Source organism: Mesorhizobium sp. WSM4841 (genome assembly GCF_055811515.1).
In genome coordinates this window covers 168,168-184,954 of the sequence record NZ_JBVVQC010000008.1, presented here as the reverse complement: position 1 = coordinate 184,954, position 16,787 = coordinate 168,168, and the positions used below count along the sequence as shown (strand labels likewise).

At 62.0% G+C, this 16,787-nt stretch carries 13 protein-coding genes; 8 read left to right on the top strand and 5 right to left on the bottom strand.

Features of this window, described 5'->3' with window-relative positions:
- Nucleotides 1-56 precede the first annotated feature (56 nt).
- Nucleotides 57-1,175, bottom strand: coding sequence for a glycosyltransferase family 4 protein (locus tag AC0L14_RS12620; protein WP_473749669.1), 1,119 nt, complete (start codon nucleotides 1,173-1,175; stop codon nucleotides 57-59).
- 152 nt (nucleotides 1,176-1,327) lie between these two features.
- On the opposite strand from AC0L14_RS12620, the gene AC0L14_RS12615 reads away from it, so the two are divergent.
- Nucleotides 1,328-2,767, top strand: a complete 1,440-nt coding sequence (locus tag AC0L14_RS12615; RefSeq protein ID WP_473749667.1) for a lipopolysaccharide biosynthesis protein — start codon at nucleotides 1,328-1,330, stop codon at nucleotides 2,765-2,767.
- Nucleotides 2,768-2,879: 112 nt separating this feature from the next.
- Here AC0L14_RS12615 and AC0L14_RS12610 read toward each other — a convergent pair whose 3' ends face one another.
- The 3 genes from AC0L14_RS12610 to wecB all read right to left on the bottom strand — a co-directional run bounded on the left by AC0L14_RS12610 (nucleotide 2,880) and on the right by wecB (nucleotide 6,164).
- Nucleotides 2,880-3,593: a WecB/TagA/CpsF family glycosyltransferase gene (locus AC0L14_RS12610; RefSeq protein ID WP_473749666.1), complete on the bottom strand. Its 714-nt coding sequence runs from the start codon at nucleotides 3,591-3,593 to the stop codon at nucleotides 2,880-2,882.
- Nucleotides 3,594-3,679: 86 nt separating this feature from the next.
- Entirely contained in the window at nucleotides 3,680-5,017 is a 1,338-nt protein-coding gene (wecC, locus tag AC0L14_RS12605) for a UDP-N-acetyl-D-mannosamine dehydrogenase (RefSeq protein ID WP_473526869.1), read from the bottom strand.
- Nucleotides 5,010-6,164, bottom strand: coding sequence for a non-hydrolyzing UDP-N-acetylglucosamine 2-epimerase (gene wecB / locus AC0L14_RS12600; RefSeq protein WP_473526868.1), 1,155 nt, complete (start codon nucleotides 6,162-6,164; stop codon nucleotides 5,010-5,012). The genes wecC and wecB overlap by 8 nt, the downstream gene beginning before the upstream one ends.
- Nucleotides 6,165-6,427: 263 nt before the next feature.
- Between wecB and AC0L14_RS12595 the strand changes: the two genes are divergently transcribed.
- Entirely contained in the window at nucleotides 6,428-7,807 is a 1,380-nt protein-coding gene (locus AC0L14_RS12595) for a glucosamine inositolphosphorylceramide transferase family protein (protein WP_473485534.1), read from the top strand.
- Between the two features lie 18 nt (nucleotides 7,808-7,825).
- Here AC0L14_RS12595 and AC0L14_RS12590 read toward each other — a convergent pair whose 3' ends face one another.
- Nucleotides 7,826-9,139 (bottom strand): VpsF family polysaccharide biosynthesis protein, encoded by a 1,314-nt coding sequence (locus AC0L14_RS12590; protein WP_473526867.1) that lies wholly within the window; start codon nucleotides 9,137-9,139, stop codon nucleotides 7,826-7,828.
- Nucleotides 9,140-9,310: 171 nt separating this feature from the next.
- Here AC0L14_RS12590 and AC0L14_RS12585 point away from each other — a divergent pair, with 171 nt between their 5' ends.
- The 6 genes from AC0L14_RS12585 to AC0L14_RS12560 all read left to right on the top strand — a co-directional run bounded on the left by AC0L14_RS12585 (nucleotide 9,311) and on the right by AC0L14_RS12560 (nucleotide 16,768).
- Nucleotides 9,311-10,876: a GumC family protein gene (locus AC0L14_RS12585; RefSeq protein ID WP_473749663.1), complete on the top strand. Its 1,566-nt coding sequence runs from the start codon at nucleotides 9,311-9,313 to the stop codon at nucleotides 10,874-10,876.
- Nucleotides 10,877-10,884: 8 nt separating this feature from the next.
- On the top strand, nucleotides 10,885-11,991 hold the full coding sequence (locus tag AC0L14_RS12580) for a glycosyltransferase (protein ID WP_473749661.1): 1,107 nt from the start codon (nucleotides 10,885-10,887) through the stop codon (nucleotides 11,989-11,991).
- A gap of 221 nt (nucleotides 11,992-12,212) precedes the next feature.
- The gene (gene uxuA / locus AC0L14_RS12575) at nucleotides 12,213-13,445 is read left to right on the top strand and encodes a mannonate dehydratase (RefSeq protein ID WP_473749660.1); all 1,233 of its coding nucleotides are present in this window, start codon (nucleotides 12,213-12,215) and stop codon (nucleotides 13,443-13,445) included.
- 266 nt (nucleotides 13,446-13,711) lie between these two features.
- Complete coding sequence (locus AC0L14_RS12570; protein ID WP_473526863.1) at nucleotides 13,712-14,689, top strand: tripartite tricarboxylate transporter substrate-binding protein; 978 nt, start codon at nucleotides 13,712-13,714, stop codon at nucleotides 14,687-14,689.
- Nucleotides 14,690-14,775: 86 nt separating this feature from the next.
- The gene (locus AC0L14_RS12565) at nucleotides 14,776-15,249 is read left to right on the top strand and encodes a tripartite tricarboxylate transporter TctB family protein (RefSeq protein WP_473526862.1); all 474 of its coding nucleotides are present in this window, start codon (nucleotides 14,776-14,778) and stop codon (nucleotides 15,247-15,249) included.
- A gap of 10 nt (nucleotides 15,250-15,259) precedes the next feature.
- Nucleotides 15,260-16,768, top strand: coding sequence for a tripartite tricarboxylate transporter permease (locus AC0L14_RS12560; protein ID WP_473749659.1), 1,509 nt, complete (start codon nucleotides 15,260-15,262; stop codon nucleotides 16,766-16,768).
- Nucleotides 16,769-16,787 lie beyond the last annotated feature (19 nt).

Here is a 16,787-nt window from a genome sequence, read left to right as displayed (position 1 = left end):
GCGCTCGACCCACAGCTGCGCGTCGCAACCTCAGCGTCCGCGTTTACAGGACAGCGTCAGCGCTTGACCGATTGAGCCTTTAACGCGACCGACCTCCAGACGTCGCAGATCGCGCCGACGAACGGTGCGAGCTCAAGCCGTTCCCGATGCACGGCCATCGCGGCAGCACCAAGCCTGGCTCTCAATGTCGGATTCTCGACCAGCCGTGTCAGCGCCTCGGTCAACGCCGCAACATCGCCGGGCGGCACCAGCAACCCGGATTGCTCGGTGATGATGATGTCCTCCACGGCGCCGACAGGCGTCGTCACTACCGCGAGGCCTGCGGCCATGCCTTCGATGACCGAGACGGGCAGGTTTTCGGCAAAGGAGGGCAGCACCAGAATGTCCGCCGAAGCGATCAGCGATGCGACGTCGTCGGGGCCGACCCAGCCAGGAAGGATAACGCGCTCGGCAAGGCCCTGTTCGGCCGTTCTCATCCGTGCCGCCTCGACGTCGCCATCGCCGGCGATCGTGGCGCGCCAATTTTTCATCGGCTCCATGCGGTGCAGCGCATCCAGCAATTGCGGCACGCCCTTGCGGTCGCCGATGCGGCCAAGGAACAGGATATGGACATGGTCGCCGCCACCGACATGGGCCAAGGAGGGAACCGCCGTGGCGTTGGGAATGATGACAATATTTCCGGCCGCCCTCGGTGCCCGGCTGGCGACGAAGTCGCGCCAAAGCCCGCCTAAGACGATCACCCGACCGGCACGCTCGAACAGAGCTTCGATGCGGCGGCTCATGAAACTGCGATCGTCCTTCCAGAATGTCTCATACTGCGCCCCGTGCAGATGCAGGACATAGGGTATCGACAGCAGCCGTGCGCAGGCGGCGATCACCAACTTGCGATAGGTGCTGCCGGAGACCGATATATTGATGTGGATGACATCGGCGCGCTTGGCCAAACGCGCCGTGAGCATCCGCAAGCAAAAGTCCAACATATAGAAGATCGAAAATCCGACATGCCCAGGGCCGCGGCTGGCAAGGAAGCGCACATCGATGTCGGCGATCTCCTGCCGCTCGAACTCCTGCTTCAGCGCCCCCATGATGCGGTCGATGCCTCCCTGCCCCGAAACGCCCGAAGGCGTCGCGACAAGCACATGGACTTTTCGATTGTGAACCAGACGCTGCAACATGAGCCCATTTCAGAACGACAAGGCAAAGGTTTCAAATAGGTCTACGACGAATCCGTTAGTTCAAACTGAATCTGTTCACCCTTTGCCGTCATCGCGCTGGATTTTCCGCCGGTCGACGGTTAATCGAAGATGAATTTCCCGGGGACAACCCTTTGCTGCTCCGCTCCACGCTCATCTATGCCCCGGCGATCCTGCTGACGCGGATTTCCGCGCTGCTCCTGCTGGTCATCGTGACGCGGCTGATCGATCAGACCGAGTATGGCCTGCTGACCCTGGTGGTGACCGTCGGCGAAATGACCGACATTGCCGTCACCAACTGGCTGCGCATCGCTTTGCTCAGGCTTGGCGGCAAAGGCGACGTCAGCCGCGGCAGCCTGATGCTGGCCGGGCGGGTGTTGCTTGGCAGCACCGCACTGGCGCTGATTATATCCGTGGTCGCCTCCGCAGTGATCGTGCCGGAGCGCTGGGTCGAGTTCGCGATCGCCGTCTGCAGCTACCTGATCGCCGGCTCCATCGGCCGCTTCGCGCTGACGGTGCTGCAGATGCAGCAGCGTCATTCGGTCTATTCGATGCTCGAGTTCCTGCGCGCCGTGCTGCAACTCGCGCTGCCGATCGGCGCCATCGTCATGTTTCAAGACTCCTTTCTGACGGTATCGCTCGGATCGAGCCTCGGCGTTTTAATCGCCGGTATCGTGGCGGGCCTAATGGCATCCCGACGCGTCGTTGCCGGTCCGCCACGTTTCACCCAAAAGGAGTTCTTCGTCCTCGGTGTGCCCCTGGTCATCATGGCGCTGGTAGGCTTCGGCCTGCACAGCGCCGAGCGTGTGTTCCTCAAGATCTACTACGATGCCGGCGCAGTGGCGATCTTCGCGGCCGCCTACGCACTGGCCCGCCAGCCCATCGATATGGTCGCCAACTCCATCAACATGGGCGCCTTTCCCGAGGTGGTCAGCCGGTTCGACGACGACGGGCCCGCGGCGTCGGGCCGGCTGCTGTCGCAATTGATGGCCTTGATGATCCGCCTTTGCCTGCCGGTTGCGGCAATGCTGGTCGCACTCAGCAGCGATATCACGCAGTTCCTGCTGCCCTCCGAATATCACGGTCGTTTCGGCCTGCTCTTTCCGATCATCGCCTTCAGCGTGCTGTGTGCCAATCTCGCGAGCTTCGTCTATGGCACCGTGGTGCATGCGCACAAGCGTCCGTGGCTGCTGATCATCGCCAATTCCTTCGGCTCGGTGGCGACAATCGCACTGTCCGTACTGTTGATCCCTCCAATGGCGGAGGTCGGCGCTGCTTTAGCGCTGGCGGGCGGATCGCTGGCAGGCCTTTTAGCCTGCATCATCATCAGCGAACGGCTCACGCCGGTGCCGGTGCCATGGCGCGACATCGGCGTTTCGGTCGCCATCTCGCTCAGCACGGGGCTGGCCGCCAGCCTTGCCAGCGCTCTGCTCGGCGATGTGCCGGCCATCTTCTCGCTCGTCGCCGGCGGCACCGCTGGCGCAGTGGTTTTCTTCGGGCTGACCTGGCTGTTCTACCCTGCCGCCGCGATGCAATTCGTAGCCAAGCTGAGGGCGCGGCTACGGCTCGCATAGACCCGCGATGGCATTTTGAATTTGCCGTGCCGTAGTCCTGGAAAGCGATTCCGAATTCGGACCGATGCTGTAGCCCCAGGCCGGGCGCCCTGTTTGTTGGGGCAATCGCTCCTTATAGATCGACCTTTCGGCGCCCCCGACGGCCCCATAACTCCCGGCACAGCAGCGTTGCGTAGGCCGTGTTGGTGTCATAGTAGCGGCGCCACAAGCGTCGCGGCTCCTGTGCCACGCGAAACAACCACTCCAGACCGGCCGCCTGAACCAGTTTTGGCGCCCGGGCAACCTTGCCGCCATAGACGTCGAAACTGCCGCCCACGCCCATGACGAAACTCGGGGTGAGTTCGTTACGATAGCGCTTGAGAAAGCGCTCCTTGCGCGGCGTCGGCATCGCCACCAACAGGCAGTCGGCGCCCGAGGCGTTGATCGCCTCGACGATGCCGGCCTCGTCTTCCGGCTTGAAATAGCCATTGCGCATGCCAGCGACGACGATGCCCGGATGATCCCTGGCAAGCCGCACTCTAACCGCATCGAGAACGGATTGTTCGGCGCCCAGGAGGAAGGGCCTGAAGCCACGCTTCGCGCAGAGGCTCAGCAGATTGATCATGATGTCGACGCCGGCGACCCGCTCCGGCAGCGCGACCCCGCAAAGACGCGCGCCCCAAAGCACGCCGATGCCGTCGACGTTAATCACATCCGCCGTCGCAACATCTTCCCGCAGCTCGGTATTGTTGCGCATGTTCACAAGCTTGGCGACATTCACCACCACATGATGCAGCGGCCGCCGCAGGGTCATCGCCTCATCGGCGATGGCCAGCGTCTCGGCCATGGTCAGTGCATGGATCGGCGCGCCAAGGAATTCCCGGCGCCGTGACGCCAACACGCGATGCTGCGCCCATGCCGGGTCGTGCGCGTTCATGCGGCCTCCTCTGCACTTGCAGGAAGCGCCAGGTGTTCGAGCGCTGATTTCCTGCCTTCGATGCGGGCGTCGGGCTTGCGTGCCTTGCGCCAGGTCCACAAACCCCTTGTGTCGATGAGCTTCTTGTCCTTGAGCGCTTCGGGATCAACCAGATTGAACTGCCGATGGTCGACCAGCAGGACGACGATATCGCACCGGTCGATAGCGGAAAGCGCATCGGTGAAGACGATGCCCTTGCCCTCGAGCTCATGCGGCAGCCTGTGTGCGTTTGGTTCGGCCGCAATGATCTTCAGGTTGGGAATATCTGACAAAAGCTTCACCACCTCGACGGCCGGGCTCTCGCGCATATCGTCGATATTGGGTTTGAAGCTGAGGCCAAGGCAAGCGATCGTCTGCTTGCGGGAAGGGTCGAGCAAGGCTTCTATGTCCCTGACCACCGACAAGGGACGCTCGGAATTGATCCGGCGTGCCGAAGCCATCAGCCGTGTGCTGTTAGGCGCGGCGTCGATGATAAAATATGGGTCGACCGCAATGCAGTGGCCGCCGACGCCCGGGCTCGGCTGGAGGATGTTCACGCGGGGATGCCGGTTAGCCAGATCGATCACCTCCCAGACGTTGAGCGACAGATCCTGGCACACTGCCGCAAGTTCGTTGGCAAAGGCGATATTGACGTCGCGGAACGCGTTCTCGGTCAGCTTCACCAGTTCCGCGCTTTCGGCCCGGGTCGTGAACAGGTCGCCGGCAACAAAGGTTGAATAGAGTGCCGCGGTGCGTTCCGACGACTTGCGCGACAGTCCGCCGATCGAGCGATCGTTGTTGATCAGCTCGGTAAGGACCTTTCCCGGCAACACGCGCTCGGGCGAATAGGCGACCAGGACATCGGCCTGTTCGCCATGCACCAGAGGAAATTTGAGATCGGGCCGCAACTCGGCAAGCAGCCCCGTCATGATGCGCGTCGTGCCGACCGGCGATGTCGATTCCAGCACCACAAGGTCTCCCCGCTTCAGCACCGAGGCGATGCTTCGTGCCGCCGCGAGCACATAGCTCACGTCAGGCTTGTGGTCCTCGGTCATCGGGGTCGGCACTGCGATGATAAAGGCGTCCGCCGGCTGCGGCGTACTGAAAGCCCTAAGCTTGCCGTTGGCTACAACCTTCTGGATCAAACCATCGAGGTCCGGCTCGACGATGTGGATTTCGCCGCGATTGACCTTCTCGACCACCGCTTCGTTGACGTCGACACCTATGACGTCGAGCCCGCGACTGGCGAAGATGGCACAGGTCGGCAGGCCGATATAGCCCATGCCGATAACGGAAACGGTCTTGATCTCAGCCATGATGCAGCAGTTCCTCAACGATCCGGTTACCGGCCCGGCCATCGCCATACGGGTTGTGTCGTTCCGCCATGCCGCGATAGGCCGCCTGATCGTCGAGCAGGCTGTTGGCATTCAACAGGATTTTTTGGATATCGGTGCCGACGAGACGGGCGGTGCCCGCCGCGATTCCCTCGGGCCGCTCGGTATTCTCGCGCATCACCAGCACCGGCTTGCCAAGCGAAGGCGCCTCTTCCTGCACGCCGCCGCTGTCGGTCAGCACCAGATAGCTCTGCTTCTGCAGGTACAGGAACGGCAGATAATCCTGCGGGTCGACGAGATGGATGTTCGACACGCCGCCCAGTTCTGCGTTTACCACCGAACGCACATTGGGGTTGGGATGGACCGGATAGACGATCTGCACGTCCTCGCGCATCGCCAACCCCTTCAGTGCCGTACAGATACGATGGATACCGCCGTCGAAATTCTCACGGCGATGTCCGGTGACGAGGATCATTTTCTTGGCGGGATCGAGGAACGGGAAGCGGGCGGCGAGTTTTGCCCTCATCAGCTTGTCGGCGTCGATTGCGCCGGAAAAATGCAACAGCGTGTCGATCACCGTATTGCCGGTCACGAAGATGGTGCTCGCAGCCTTTCCTTCGGCGATGAGATTGTCGCGCGCCTGGATGGTCGGCGCGAAATGCCAGCTCGCGATGTCGCCGGCAATCTTGCGGTTCAGTTCTTCCGGAAAGGGAGAGTTGATGTCGTGGCTGCGTAAACCTGCCTCGATATGGGCGACCGGGATGCGCTTGTAGAAGGCAGCCAGAGCCGCAGTCATCGCCGTGGTCGTGTCGCCTTGCACGAGGACGATATCGGGCTTCGCCTTCTCCAGCACTTCGGCCATGCCCAGCAGCACGCGCGAGGTCACGTCGAACAATGTCTGGCCGGGCTGCATGACGTTGAGATCGTGATGCACCGGCAGGCCGGTCAACTCGATGACCTGGTCGACCATCTCGCGATGCTGGCCGGTGATGCATGTCTCGGTAATAAAACCCGGATGGGCAAGTGCGGCACGCACCACCGGAAAGCATTTGAGCGCCTCCGGCCTCGTGCCGAACACGATCAGCAGTTTTTGCCTGGATGGCAGTTTCGGATGTGAAAGGACGTTCATTGCTGATCCTGGTCGCTGGAAGGCGTCGCGACCTGCTGATTATTCGCTACAAGAGCTATAATAGCGGCAGAAGCCGCCCTCGTGACCTTAAATCTTAATATATGATTAACAGCCAAGCCCGCGTTCTCCCCAGTAACTCTTATGAAAGCCTAAGCCGATAGGTATCCTGGCAGAGTAGTCTTGAAAAAGAACATATTCGATTGAGTAATATTTTAATTATCGGCCACACTGCCGGATCTCGGCGCTGGGAAAATGAGCTTCTGGTGCGGTTGAACGCAGCGGGTCACGTGGTTTCGAGCAGCCGCGCGGCGACGCCTGCGCCGCTCGCACGCGGCCTGGATATTGTGCTGGCGATCGAGAGCCGGCGCTTCGGTCCCTCATTGGCAAGCCGCTCCGAGCCGTTGCCGTCTGGCGGTTCTGGTCCAGCCGACCTCGTAATCGATCTCACCGGCACTGCCGCACGACGTGGCACGCCGGTTCTGACGCTCGAATTTTGCGGTCACAGCACCTTCCCCGCTGGGGTGGCCGAGATGCTGGCGAGCGGGCGATTGCCGGAACTTGCCGCTCGCCTCGATGGTGTCACAGTCGCCCGGGGGCGACCGATGCTCAGCGATCGGCTCTGGCTATCTCGCAGCTGCAACGACCTGCTCGCCGGGGCCATCTCGCTGGTTGCGCAAAGCGTCGCCCGTTTTTCCGCGGGCGAAGTTGTGCCAGTTGCCGATGGCCCGGCGCCGATCCTCAGGAACGGCGGTTTTGTCCGGCATTATCTGCCCATTTTCTGCAAGGGGTTGGTCGATCGCGCCGTGCAAAAACTCAGACTTGGACGGCGCCCCTTCTATTGGCAGGTTGCCTATCGGCTGATCGACGGGCCAGGTGTCGCCGAAACCGGGCAACTCGACGGTACGCCGTTCACCGTCCTCGCGGACGATGGCCAGCGATTCTATGCCGATCCATTCGTCCTCGAGCGGGATGGCCGCCACTATCTGTTTGTCGAGGAATTTCCCTACGCTATCGGTCGCGGCGTGATTTCTGTCGCCGAACTGGGTGACGACGGCACCTTCGGTGTGCCGAGGGTGGTGCTGGAGGAAATGCACCACCTGTCGTATCCGCAGGTGTTCGCTCAGGCCGGCGAGATTTTCATGATTCCTGAAAGTGCGGCGGCGCGCGAGCTTGTGCTCTACCGCGCCGCGCAGTTTCCCGATCGCTGGGTACGCGATACCGTGCTGATGACGGACAAGGATTTCAATGACGCCACGCTGCTCGAATCGGATGGGCGCTTCTGGCTGTTGGGGACGGAGCGGTTCGGTTACGGCAGCGCGTCGGATACGATGACGGTCTATTCCTCACCCTCGCTGCGCGGGCCGTGGGTTGCGCATGCGCTCAATCCCATCGCCGTCGATCACTCGGCCGCTCGGCCCGGCGGCGCCTTTATTCGCCAGGGTGACGCCGTAGTTCTGCCGGTGCAAAACGGGTCGAGAGCCTATGGCGGCGGTCTCGGGTTGATGCGCCTGGACCGGCTTGACGATTTCGACGTCCGTTTTGCGCCGCCCCGCCCGATCGGCCCGGGGCCGGCATGGCTCCGCACGGGCATTCACACGCTTAATCGCGCAGGCAATGTCGAGGTTGTGGATAGCGCCGGCTGACGCGTCCGGAGGTTGCGCTTAGTCGAGCCGATCCAGTTTCGGCTCGGATGCAACCGCGGCCGAAGAAATGCCCTTCGGCTGCTTTCTATACGGCGCGTTTCTATAGGCAAGCAGCAGCACCACGATGATCGCGATCTCCGGCGATTTTGACGAGAGCGCGTTGTTCGACAGCGCAGCAAGCAGGAACGTCATGGTGCCGATCCATGCCGGCAGCGGCGCCGCGCGCAGCAGCCGAAAAATGAACCAGAATACCAGCACGATGAAGAGCACGGCTATGGGCAAGCCGAAGAGCATGATGATGACCACCGGCGCGCTCTCGATGTAGGGCAGATGCAGCTTCTCGTTGACGATCGCCAGCAGGTCGTCGACGTTCATGCCGAACAGGATGTCTTTCCAGCTAACGAGCCCGAACACCTGGTAGATCGTCACACGCGCCATGAAATTTTCGTCAAAGATCGTGTTGCCGAATCGATTCAGCAGCCCGCCCGAAAACAGTATGGCCACCAGCACTGCGCCGCCCGCCAGGGCGAACAGCAGCACGACGGACTTGGCCTGCCGCTGATGTTTGAGAGTCAGGCGCGGCCAAGGCACGAACATCAGCAGAATGAGGGTTTCTGCGGCAGCGAGCATCAGCGCGGCGCGAGCGCCTGAGGCAGCACAACCGACGAGCAATACGAAGATCGCCAGTACCCGCACCCATATGCGCCAGCGCGTCAGCGGCACGAATCCGATGGCTGTGGCGCAGAGCGCGCCCAGTGCCAGCGGGTGCGCCGACAGGCCGATTGGCCTGAACTGCAGTTCGTTGAGACCATAAGGCAGAAATCGATGTTGAGTCACCGCTTCGATCGTGCCCATCACGGCGCTGACGATCACCATTCCAAGCACGATGTCGCCCAACGCCCGCCGCACTTCCGCGTTCAAGGCCAGCATCAAGAGGCCTGCGGCGCCCGCCACCAGATAGGTATCGATGATGAACCCGGAGGAGCCCGCACGGCCGGTGACGAACAGATACGGCACCAGCGCGAAAATCAGCGCGGAATAGAGCAGCAAAGCCTTGAATATTCCAATTTCGTCGCCCTGCAGCAGAAACGGTCGGCTGAAAAGAACGAAAGGAAGCAGCAGAAAGATAGCATAGGTGCCGAAATGCAGTTTCTCGTAGAATGATCCACCGTCGGCCGTATAGTCGACGACCATGTTCATGATCTGCGGTGACACCGTGAAGCGGAGCAGGAACGCGAACGCAGCGCATAGGAAAAACAGAAGCGACAGCGCGTTCTGACGGCGCGCCTGGCTGGACAACAATCGTTCCGATGCGGCAGCGGGATAGCTCATGGCCCATCCAAGTGGAGGTACTCAAACCGCATTCTGGCCAACGAAATCCATGCAAGGGACCGCCGAACAGACGCGGTGCGTGACTCGGCAAAATATGCCAACTTGGAAAATGACATATTAACGATCTTTCTGTAGTGCTGGCCCGCAAAGCGAATAACCAGAGTTAGCACCATGTCCGCCGCTTCCGGCACAACCCCTCCCTCTGCCGCGGATTCCGATATCAGCGCACTCGAGCGGATCGCCAATGCGCGGCGCGCCAGCAGGGCAAGGCTGCAACAGGATGCCCCAGTCATGGCACGCACCCCCGCCCCTGTCACTCCGCAGACACCCGAGCCTGTCCCGACGGTGACGCTTGACAAGATCGGCGATTTCCTTGAACTCGATTTTCGACGCCTTTTTGTCTGGCTGCGTGCCGGGCTCGTCGTGGCATTGATGCTGGCAGTGGCCGGCGGCGTCATCGGCGCCGCCTATGGGTTGCTGAGCAAACAGCGTTATACCGTCACGACGGAAATCCTCATCAATCCCGCCAATTTGCAGGTTGTGGAAAACGATCTCTACTCGCAACCGGGCCAGGTCGATAGCCAACTGCTCAACGCGCGCAGCAAGCAGCGCATCTTGACCTCGGGCAACGTGCTTGCACGGGTAGTCGACGAACTCGGTCTAACCAACGATCCGGAGTTTTTCGACCCGGACCAGAGCGCCGCCACGCCTGGCGTTGCAGCGAATGGCGGCAAGTTCGATCCGAAGCTTATTGCTCAAAAAAGTCTTGCGGAGCGGGTCAGCGTCGCTGCAGACGAAACGTCGTTCGTCACAACCCTCGCGGTATCGGCAGAAACCACCGGCAAGGCGATCCTGATCTCGCAAGCCATAGTAAAGGTTTTCCAGGACGAACTGGCCAAGGCCGAAGCTGCTGGTGCCAGCCGCGCCGCAGCTGCTCTTGAGGGCCGGCTCGGCCAACTCAAGCGCGACGTGCAGGCGGCCGAAGAGAAGGTCGAGAGCTACAGGCGCAGCCACAACCTGTCCTCCAGCAATGGCCAGCTTGTCAGTTCGCAGACAATGACGCAGCTCAATAGCGAAATTGGAGAGGCGCAATCGCGCGTCATCGCTGCGCAGGCAAGTTACGACGCCTTGGTTGCTTCCGGTGTCAATGGAGCCAATCCTGACCCCGCGGTTTCGGCAGCACTCGCAGCACTGCGCGACAAGGCAAACGGCCTGCGGCAGCAAATCGATTCGCAGTCCATGACCTTTGGTCCGCGCCACCCGACGATTGTCAGGCTGAGGACAGAATTCGAAACCGTCAGTTCTCAACTCAGGGTAGAGTTCTCCCGCACGGTCGGCACGGCAAAAGCCACCCTGGATAAGGCCAACGCCTCATTGGCTTCTCTCAGCGCCAAAATGAACGATCTGAAGAGCAATGTTTTCACCGACAGCGAGTCCCAGGTCGCCCTGCGTGAGCTTGAACGCGATGCCGCCTCGAGGAGGACGATCTATGAAAGCTTCCTGGCTCGCGCGCGCCAAATCACCGAGCGCGAGCAGATCGACACCACGAATGTACAGGTGATTTCCACCCCGGTGCCGCCAAAGGGGCGCTCGTGGCCGCCCCGCACCCCGCTGACGGCAGGCCTGGGAGCTTTCGCTGGCTTTGCTCTAGGCATGCTGCTTGCCCTTGCCATGGGAATAGTGCGCGACGTGCGTCAACCGCCGAACCGATCAGGCATCGACGTCAGCCGAGCCTGAATCCAGGCATGGCGAAGCGCATTGTTTTTCATATTGCCAGTCTCAGGGGCGGCGGCGCCGAGCGTGTCTTCGTCCTCATGGCGAATGAATTGGCATCGCGTGGGCACGATGTCACACTTTTTACCTGGAACGCGGAAGGACCTAACGCCGCGCTGCGCTCCCCTGCCGTGCATCTGGTCGATTTCGACCTTCCCATCCGGGGAGAGGGTTACGGCAAGTGGGCGACGCTGAAAGGCATCGTGCGAAGCGCACGTTTGTTCAACCGCCTTGCTCCCCATGCGGTCTATAGTGCCCCCGAATTTGCCAATCTGGTCGTGGCGCTGGCGCTTCTCCTAGCGCGAAGCCGAGCGCGGTTCTTTCCAAGCTTCCACGCAGCGGCCTCACTGCCTTCCAGCAGCCTCGGCGCGAGAATAGCGGTCTGGCTTTCCGCTCTGGTTGCAGCGCGTGCAACCAAAGCCATCGCCGTCTCAGTGGGTGTCGGCCGCGACATTGCGGCCCGCGGCTTTCCTCAATCCAAGGTTGTCGTCATCAACAACCCGCTGCCGCCGGCTGCGGCGCTCCAGCAAGATTCCTATGCATGGCAGGCAACGCTGGAGACCATGGGTGGTGGCCCGGTCATCGCCACCGCCGGGCGCCTGGTGCCGGTCAAGGATCATCGGACCTTGCTGCGGGCTTTCGCTATCCTGCGCGCCAGCCGCCGCGCTCGGCTTGTCATCTTCGGCGAAGGTCCGTTGGCTGCCGAGTTGCGCGCCTATGCCCAGGAAACCGGTATCGGCGCGGATGTGCTCTTTGCCGGCTACGTCAACGACCCCGCGGCCTGCTATGCCGCAGCCGATCTGTTCGTCCTTTCCTCGACGAGCGAGGGCTTCGGCAATGTGTTGGTCGAGGCTATGGCTGCCGGCGTCCCGGTAGTCGCCACAGATGCGCCACATGGCCCGCGCGAGATTCTCGGTGACGGTCGTTTCGGCGCCTTGGTGCCGGTTGGCGATGCCGCAGCCCTGGCAAAGACGATGGCTGATATGCTGGACCACCCCACTTCTGCCGCCATCCTGAAGAGCAGGGCAGCGGATTTCGAAGTTGAAAAGATCGGGGATCTGTACGAAGCGCTGCTTTAGCCAGGGAATTTCGCGCTGGCGTTCGTTGAGGCAGCCGCTTATTGCCATTCGCGTCGATGGATCAGCATCAGTGCATCGCCGTTGGCCGGCCGAGCAGGATGGGGTGTCAGATACATCGGAATCTGATAGCAGCCGCTGAAAGAGGAGCAGCGGGTCGGTCACGGCGGCGGAAGCGCGGGTGCTGCAGCGGCATGGCGATTCCCTTTTAAAGAGGTGTTCGAATGAGACATGTGTGGCGTTGGTTCGGCCCGGTCGACAAGGTGACGATCGCGGATGCGCGTCAAGCCGGGGCGCAAGGCATCGTCTCGGCGCTTCACCACGTTCCTCACGGCGCCGTATGGCTGCCCGCCGAAATCGAAAGACGTCAGCGCGAAGTCGCGTCTTTGCCGGATGGAAGCGCAAGCGATCTGAACTGGGAGATTGTCGAGAGCCTGCCGGTTTCCGAAGCGATCAAGACGCAGGTCGGCGAGTGGCGCAGCCATATTGCCAACTACATTACATCGCTGGAAAACCTGGCGCGGGCCGGCATTTCGGTCATCTGCTACAATTTCATGCCCGTGCTCGATTGGACCCGCACCGATCTTGCCTGGCGCCTGCCGCATGGCGGCACCACCATGCGCTTCGATCTGATCGACTTCGCCGCATTCGACATTCATATCCTGAAACGCCAAGGGGCGCTCGGCGACTACACACCGGAGATCGCCTCCGAGGCGGAGCGGCGATACGCGCAGATGGATGACGGTGCGCGGAAGATTCTGGCAAGAAGCGTCAATTCCGGTCTGCCCGGCTCGACCGAAGACACGTCTCTCGACGGTCTCGCGGCTCAACTGTCAAATTATGACCGCATCGACGCAACAACCCTGCGCCGGCATTTCGTCGATTTCCTGGCGGAGGTCGTGCCCACGGCCGAACGCCTCGGCCTGCGTCTCTGCTGCCATCCGGATGATCCGCCGTTCCCGCTGCTGGGCCTGCCGCGCGTCATGTCGACCGAGGCCGACTACAGGTCCATTCTGGAGTCAGTCGACAGCCCGGCCAACGGCGCGACACTGTGCACGGGATCGCTCGGCGCAAGACCGGATAATGATCTGCCCGGCATGATCGAGCGGATGGGACCAAAAATCCACTTCGCGCATCTGCGCAATGTGCGCATTGAAGCGGCCGGCACCCCCTGCTCGTTCCACGAGGACGAGCATCTTGCCGGCGACACCGACATGGTGGCGGTGGTCGCCGCGCTGCTCCACGAGGAAGCGCGGCGTAAGAAGGAAGGACGCCAGGACGCCGTCATCCCGATGCGCCCCGACCATGGCCAGGATATCCTCGATGACCTGACGCGCGGAGCCCAGCCCGGCTATCCGGCCATCGGTCGGCTCAAGGGATTGGCCGAACTCCGCGGCGTCGAACATGCCATTCGCAGATCGGTATCAGGCGAGCCGATCTCCACTTCTACCTCATAGTCTGGAGAAGGGCACAGAGAGCCCTCAACCGATATTCGCCAAACGGACAGCCATCAGTTTTCGACCATAGGCACCCGCACCCGCAACCCACCTCCGGCTCGATGTCACTTTCACCCATTTTGCGCGGACGGCTGTGCATAATCGCAGTTTGCGGTTTGCGACCGATTGCAATCCGCTAGCTTGCGCTAGTTATTACTCCACCACAGCCGCTGTTGAGAGGTACTCTAGGCAGCGGTTGGGAATTCATATCCTGGGAGGAAATCAAGATGAGAAAATTCGCCGCCGCTCTGGCCGCCGCCGCAGCCGTCACGCTGTATTCGTTCGCCGCGGGGGCGCAAACCTATCCCGAACGCACCATCACCGTCGTGGTGCCGTTTTCGGCCGGCGGCCCGACCGACACGGTCACGCGCCTCGTCGCGGAAGCCATGTCGAAGGATCTCGGCCAGCAGATCATCGTCGAGAATGTCGGCGGCGCCGGCGGCACGCTGGGCGCCGGACGCGTCGCGCAAGCCGATCCCGACGGCTATACGCTGCTCCTCCATCACATCGGCATGGCGACAAGCGCGACGCTATACAGAAAGCTCGCATACGACACGCTGAACAGCTTCGAATATGTCGGCCTCGTTACCGAGGTGCCGATGACCATCGTCGGCCGTAAGGACCTCGAGCCGACCGATCTGAAGGGGCTGGTCGACTACGCCAAGGCCAACAAGGATACCGTCACCGTCGCCAACGCCGGCATAGGCGCGGCCTCGCATCTGTGCGGCATGCTGTTCATGAGCGCCATCGGCACCCCTCTGGTCACCGTGCCTTACAAAGGCACCGGCCCGGCCATGACCGATCTTCTCGGCGGTCAGGTCGACATCATGTGCGATCAGACGACCAATACCACCAAGCAGATCCAGGGCGGCACGATCAAGGCCTATGCCGTCACCTCGCCCGAACGCCTCGATGTTCTGCCGGATGTCCCGACGACGACGGAAGCCGGTCTCCCTGAGGTGCAGGTCGGCATCTGGCACGGCCTCTACGCGCCCAAGGGCACGCCGGCCGAGGTCACCGAACGCCTGTCGAAGTCGCTTCAGGTCGCGCTGAAGGACCCGAATGTCGCCGCCCGCTTCGCCGAACTCGGCACCAAGCCGTCGTCCGACGCCGACGCGACACCGGCCGCGCTGAAGGCCAAGCTGGAAGGCGAGATCACGCGCTGGAAGCCGATCATCGAAGCCGCCGGCCAGTACGCTGACTGAGGTTTTCACAAACGGGGCGCCCACCAGCGCCTCGTTTTTTTCACACCGGCATCGGCGCGCCCGCGGCGCGGGCCTGGGAGGACGTCATGAAACCTTTCACGATCGACACGACCAACGGCATATGCGCCGCGCTGTTCATCTTCCTCGGCGGATTTTTCGCGCTGCAGTCGCTCGGCCTCGAAATCGGCACCGCCTTCCGCATGGGACCGGGCTATTTCCCGCTGGTCCTGGCGATCGTGCTGATCCTGCTTGGCGCCGTCATCCTCGTCGAAGCGGTGCGCTTCGAGAGCGAGCCGATCGGCCATGTAGCCTGGCGCGGCATGCTGTTCATCCTCCCTGCCCCGATCTTCTTCGGCCTGACCGTGCGCGGCCTCGGCTTCCTCCCCTCGATCTTCCTGACGGCGCTGATCGCATCCTTTGCCAGCGGCCGCATGCGGCCGCTGACCGCGCTCGTGCTCTCTGCCGGCCTGACGCTGTTTGCGTTCCTCGTCTTCAGTTACGCGCTCGGCCTGCCGTTCCGGCGCTTCGGCCCGTGGCTCCCTTCATGGCTGGCATTGTGAGGCGATGAACATGGAACTCCTCGACAACCTCGCGCTCGGCTTTTCGACGGCAACGACGCTGGTAAATCTCGGTTTCTGCCTGATCGGCGTCCTTCTCGGCACGCTGATCGGCGTCCTGCCCGGCATCGGCGCCACCGCGACCATCGCCATGCTGTTGCCGATCACCTTCCAGATCGGCGACCCGGTCTCCTCCCTTATCATGCTCGCCGGCATCTATTACGGCGCGCAATATGGCGGCTCGACCACCGCCATTCTCATCAACATGCCTGGAGAATCCTCGTCAGCCGTCACCGCAATCGACGGCTACCAGATGGCCAAGAACGGCCGCGCCGGGGCGGCACTCGCGATCGCGGCGATAGGCTCGTTCTTCGCCGGCACGGTGTCGACCTTCCTCGTCGCCATCTTTGCCCCGCCGCTGACGGCGATCGCGCTGCAATTCGGCGCTGCCGAGTATTTTTCGCTGATGATCGTCGGCCTTGTCTCGTCCGTCGCGCTCGCCCACGGCTCGATTGTCAAGGCGCTGGCGATGGTCGTGCTCGGCCTGCTGCTCGGCATTGTCGGCACCGACATCTACACCGGCACGCCGCGCTTCACGCTCGGCATCAGCGAATATGCCGACGGGCTGAATTTCGTCGCGGTGGCGGTCGGCGTCTTCGGCGTCGCCGAGATACTGCGCAACCTCGAAAACGAGCACGAGCGCGCCGTGATGATCCGAAGGGTCTCCGGCCTGATGCCGACCCGCGAGGACTTTCGGCGCATGGCGGCGCCCATCGTGCGCGGAACCATCATCGGTTCGGCGCTCGGCATCCTGCCTGGAGGCGGCGCGATCCTTGCAGCCTTTGCCTCCTACACGGTCGAAAAACGCATATCGAAAAACCCCGGGGAATTCGGCAAGGGCGCCGTCGAAGGCGTCGCCGGACCGGAATCGGCCAACAATGCCGGTGCGCAGACCTCCTTCATCCCGATGCTGACGCTCGGCATTCCGGCCAACCCGGTAATGGCGCTGATGATCGGCGCGATGATCATCCAGGGCATCGTGCCCGGCCCCAATGTCGCGATCGAACAGCCGGCGCTGTTTTGGGGCATTATCGCCTCGATGTGGATCGGCAATCTGATGCTGATCATCTTGAACCTGCCGCTGATCGGGCTTTGGGTAAAACTCCTGACGATCCCCTATTACGTGCTCTTCCCGATCATCATGGCGTTCTGCTCGATCGGCGTTTACAGCGTCAACACCAACATTTACGACCTCTACGCCGTCGCCTTCTTCGGCTTGCTCGGTTATCTCCTTACCAAGCTGCGCTGCGAACCCGCGCCGCTGCTGCTCGGCTTCGTGCTCGGGCCGCTGCTCGAGGAAAACCTGCGCCGCGCCATGATTCTCGCGCGCGGCGACCCGACCACCTTCGTGACGAGGCCGATCAGCGCCGGCCTGCTTTTCATCGCGTTCGCCGTCCTCGTCATCGTCTTCCTGCCGGCAGTCAAGAAGAAGCGCGAAGAGGTGTTCGTGGAGGAGAATTAATGTATGTCGCGCAAAAGTG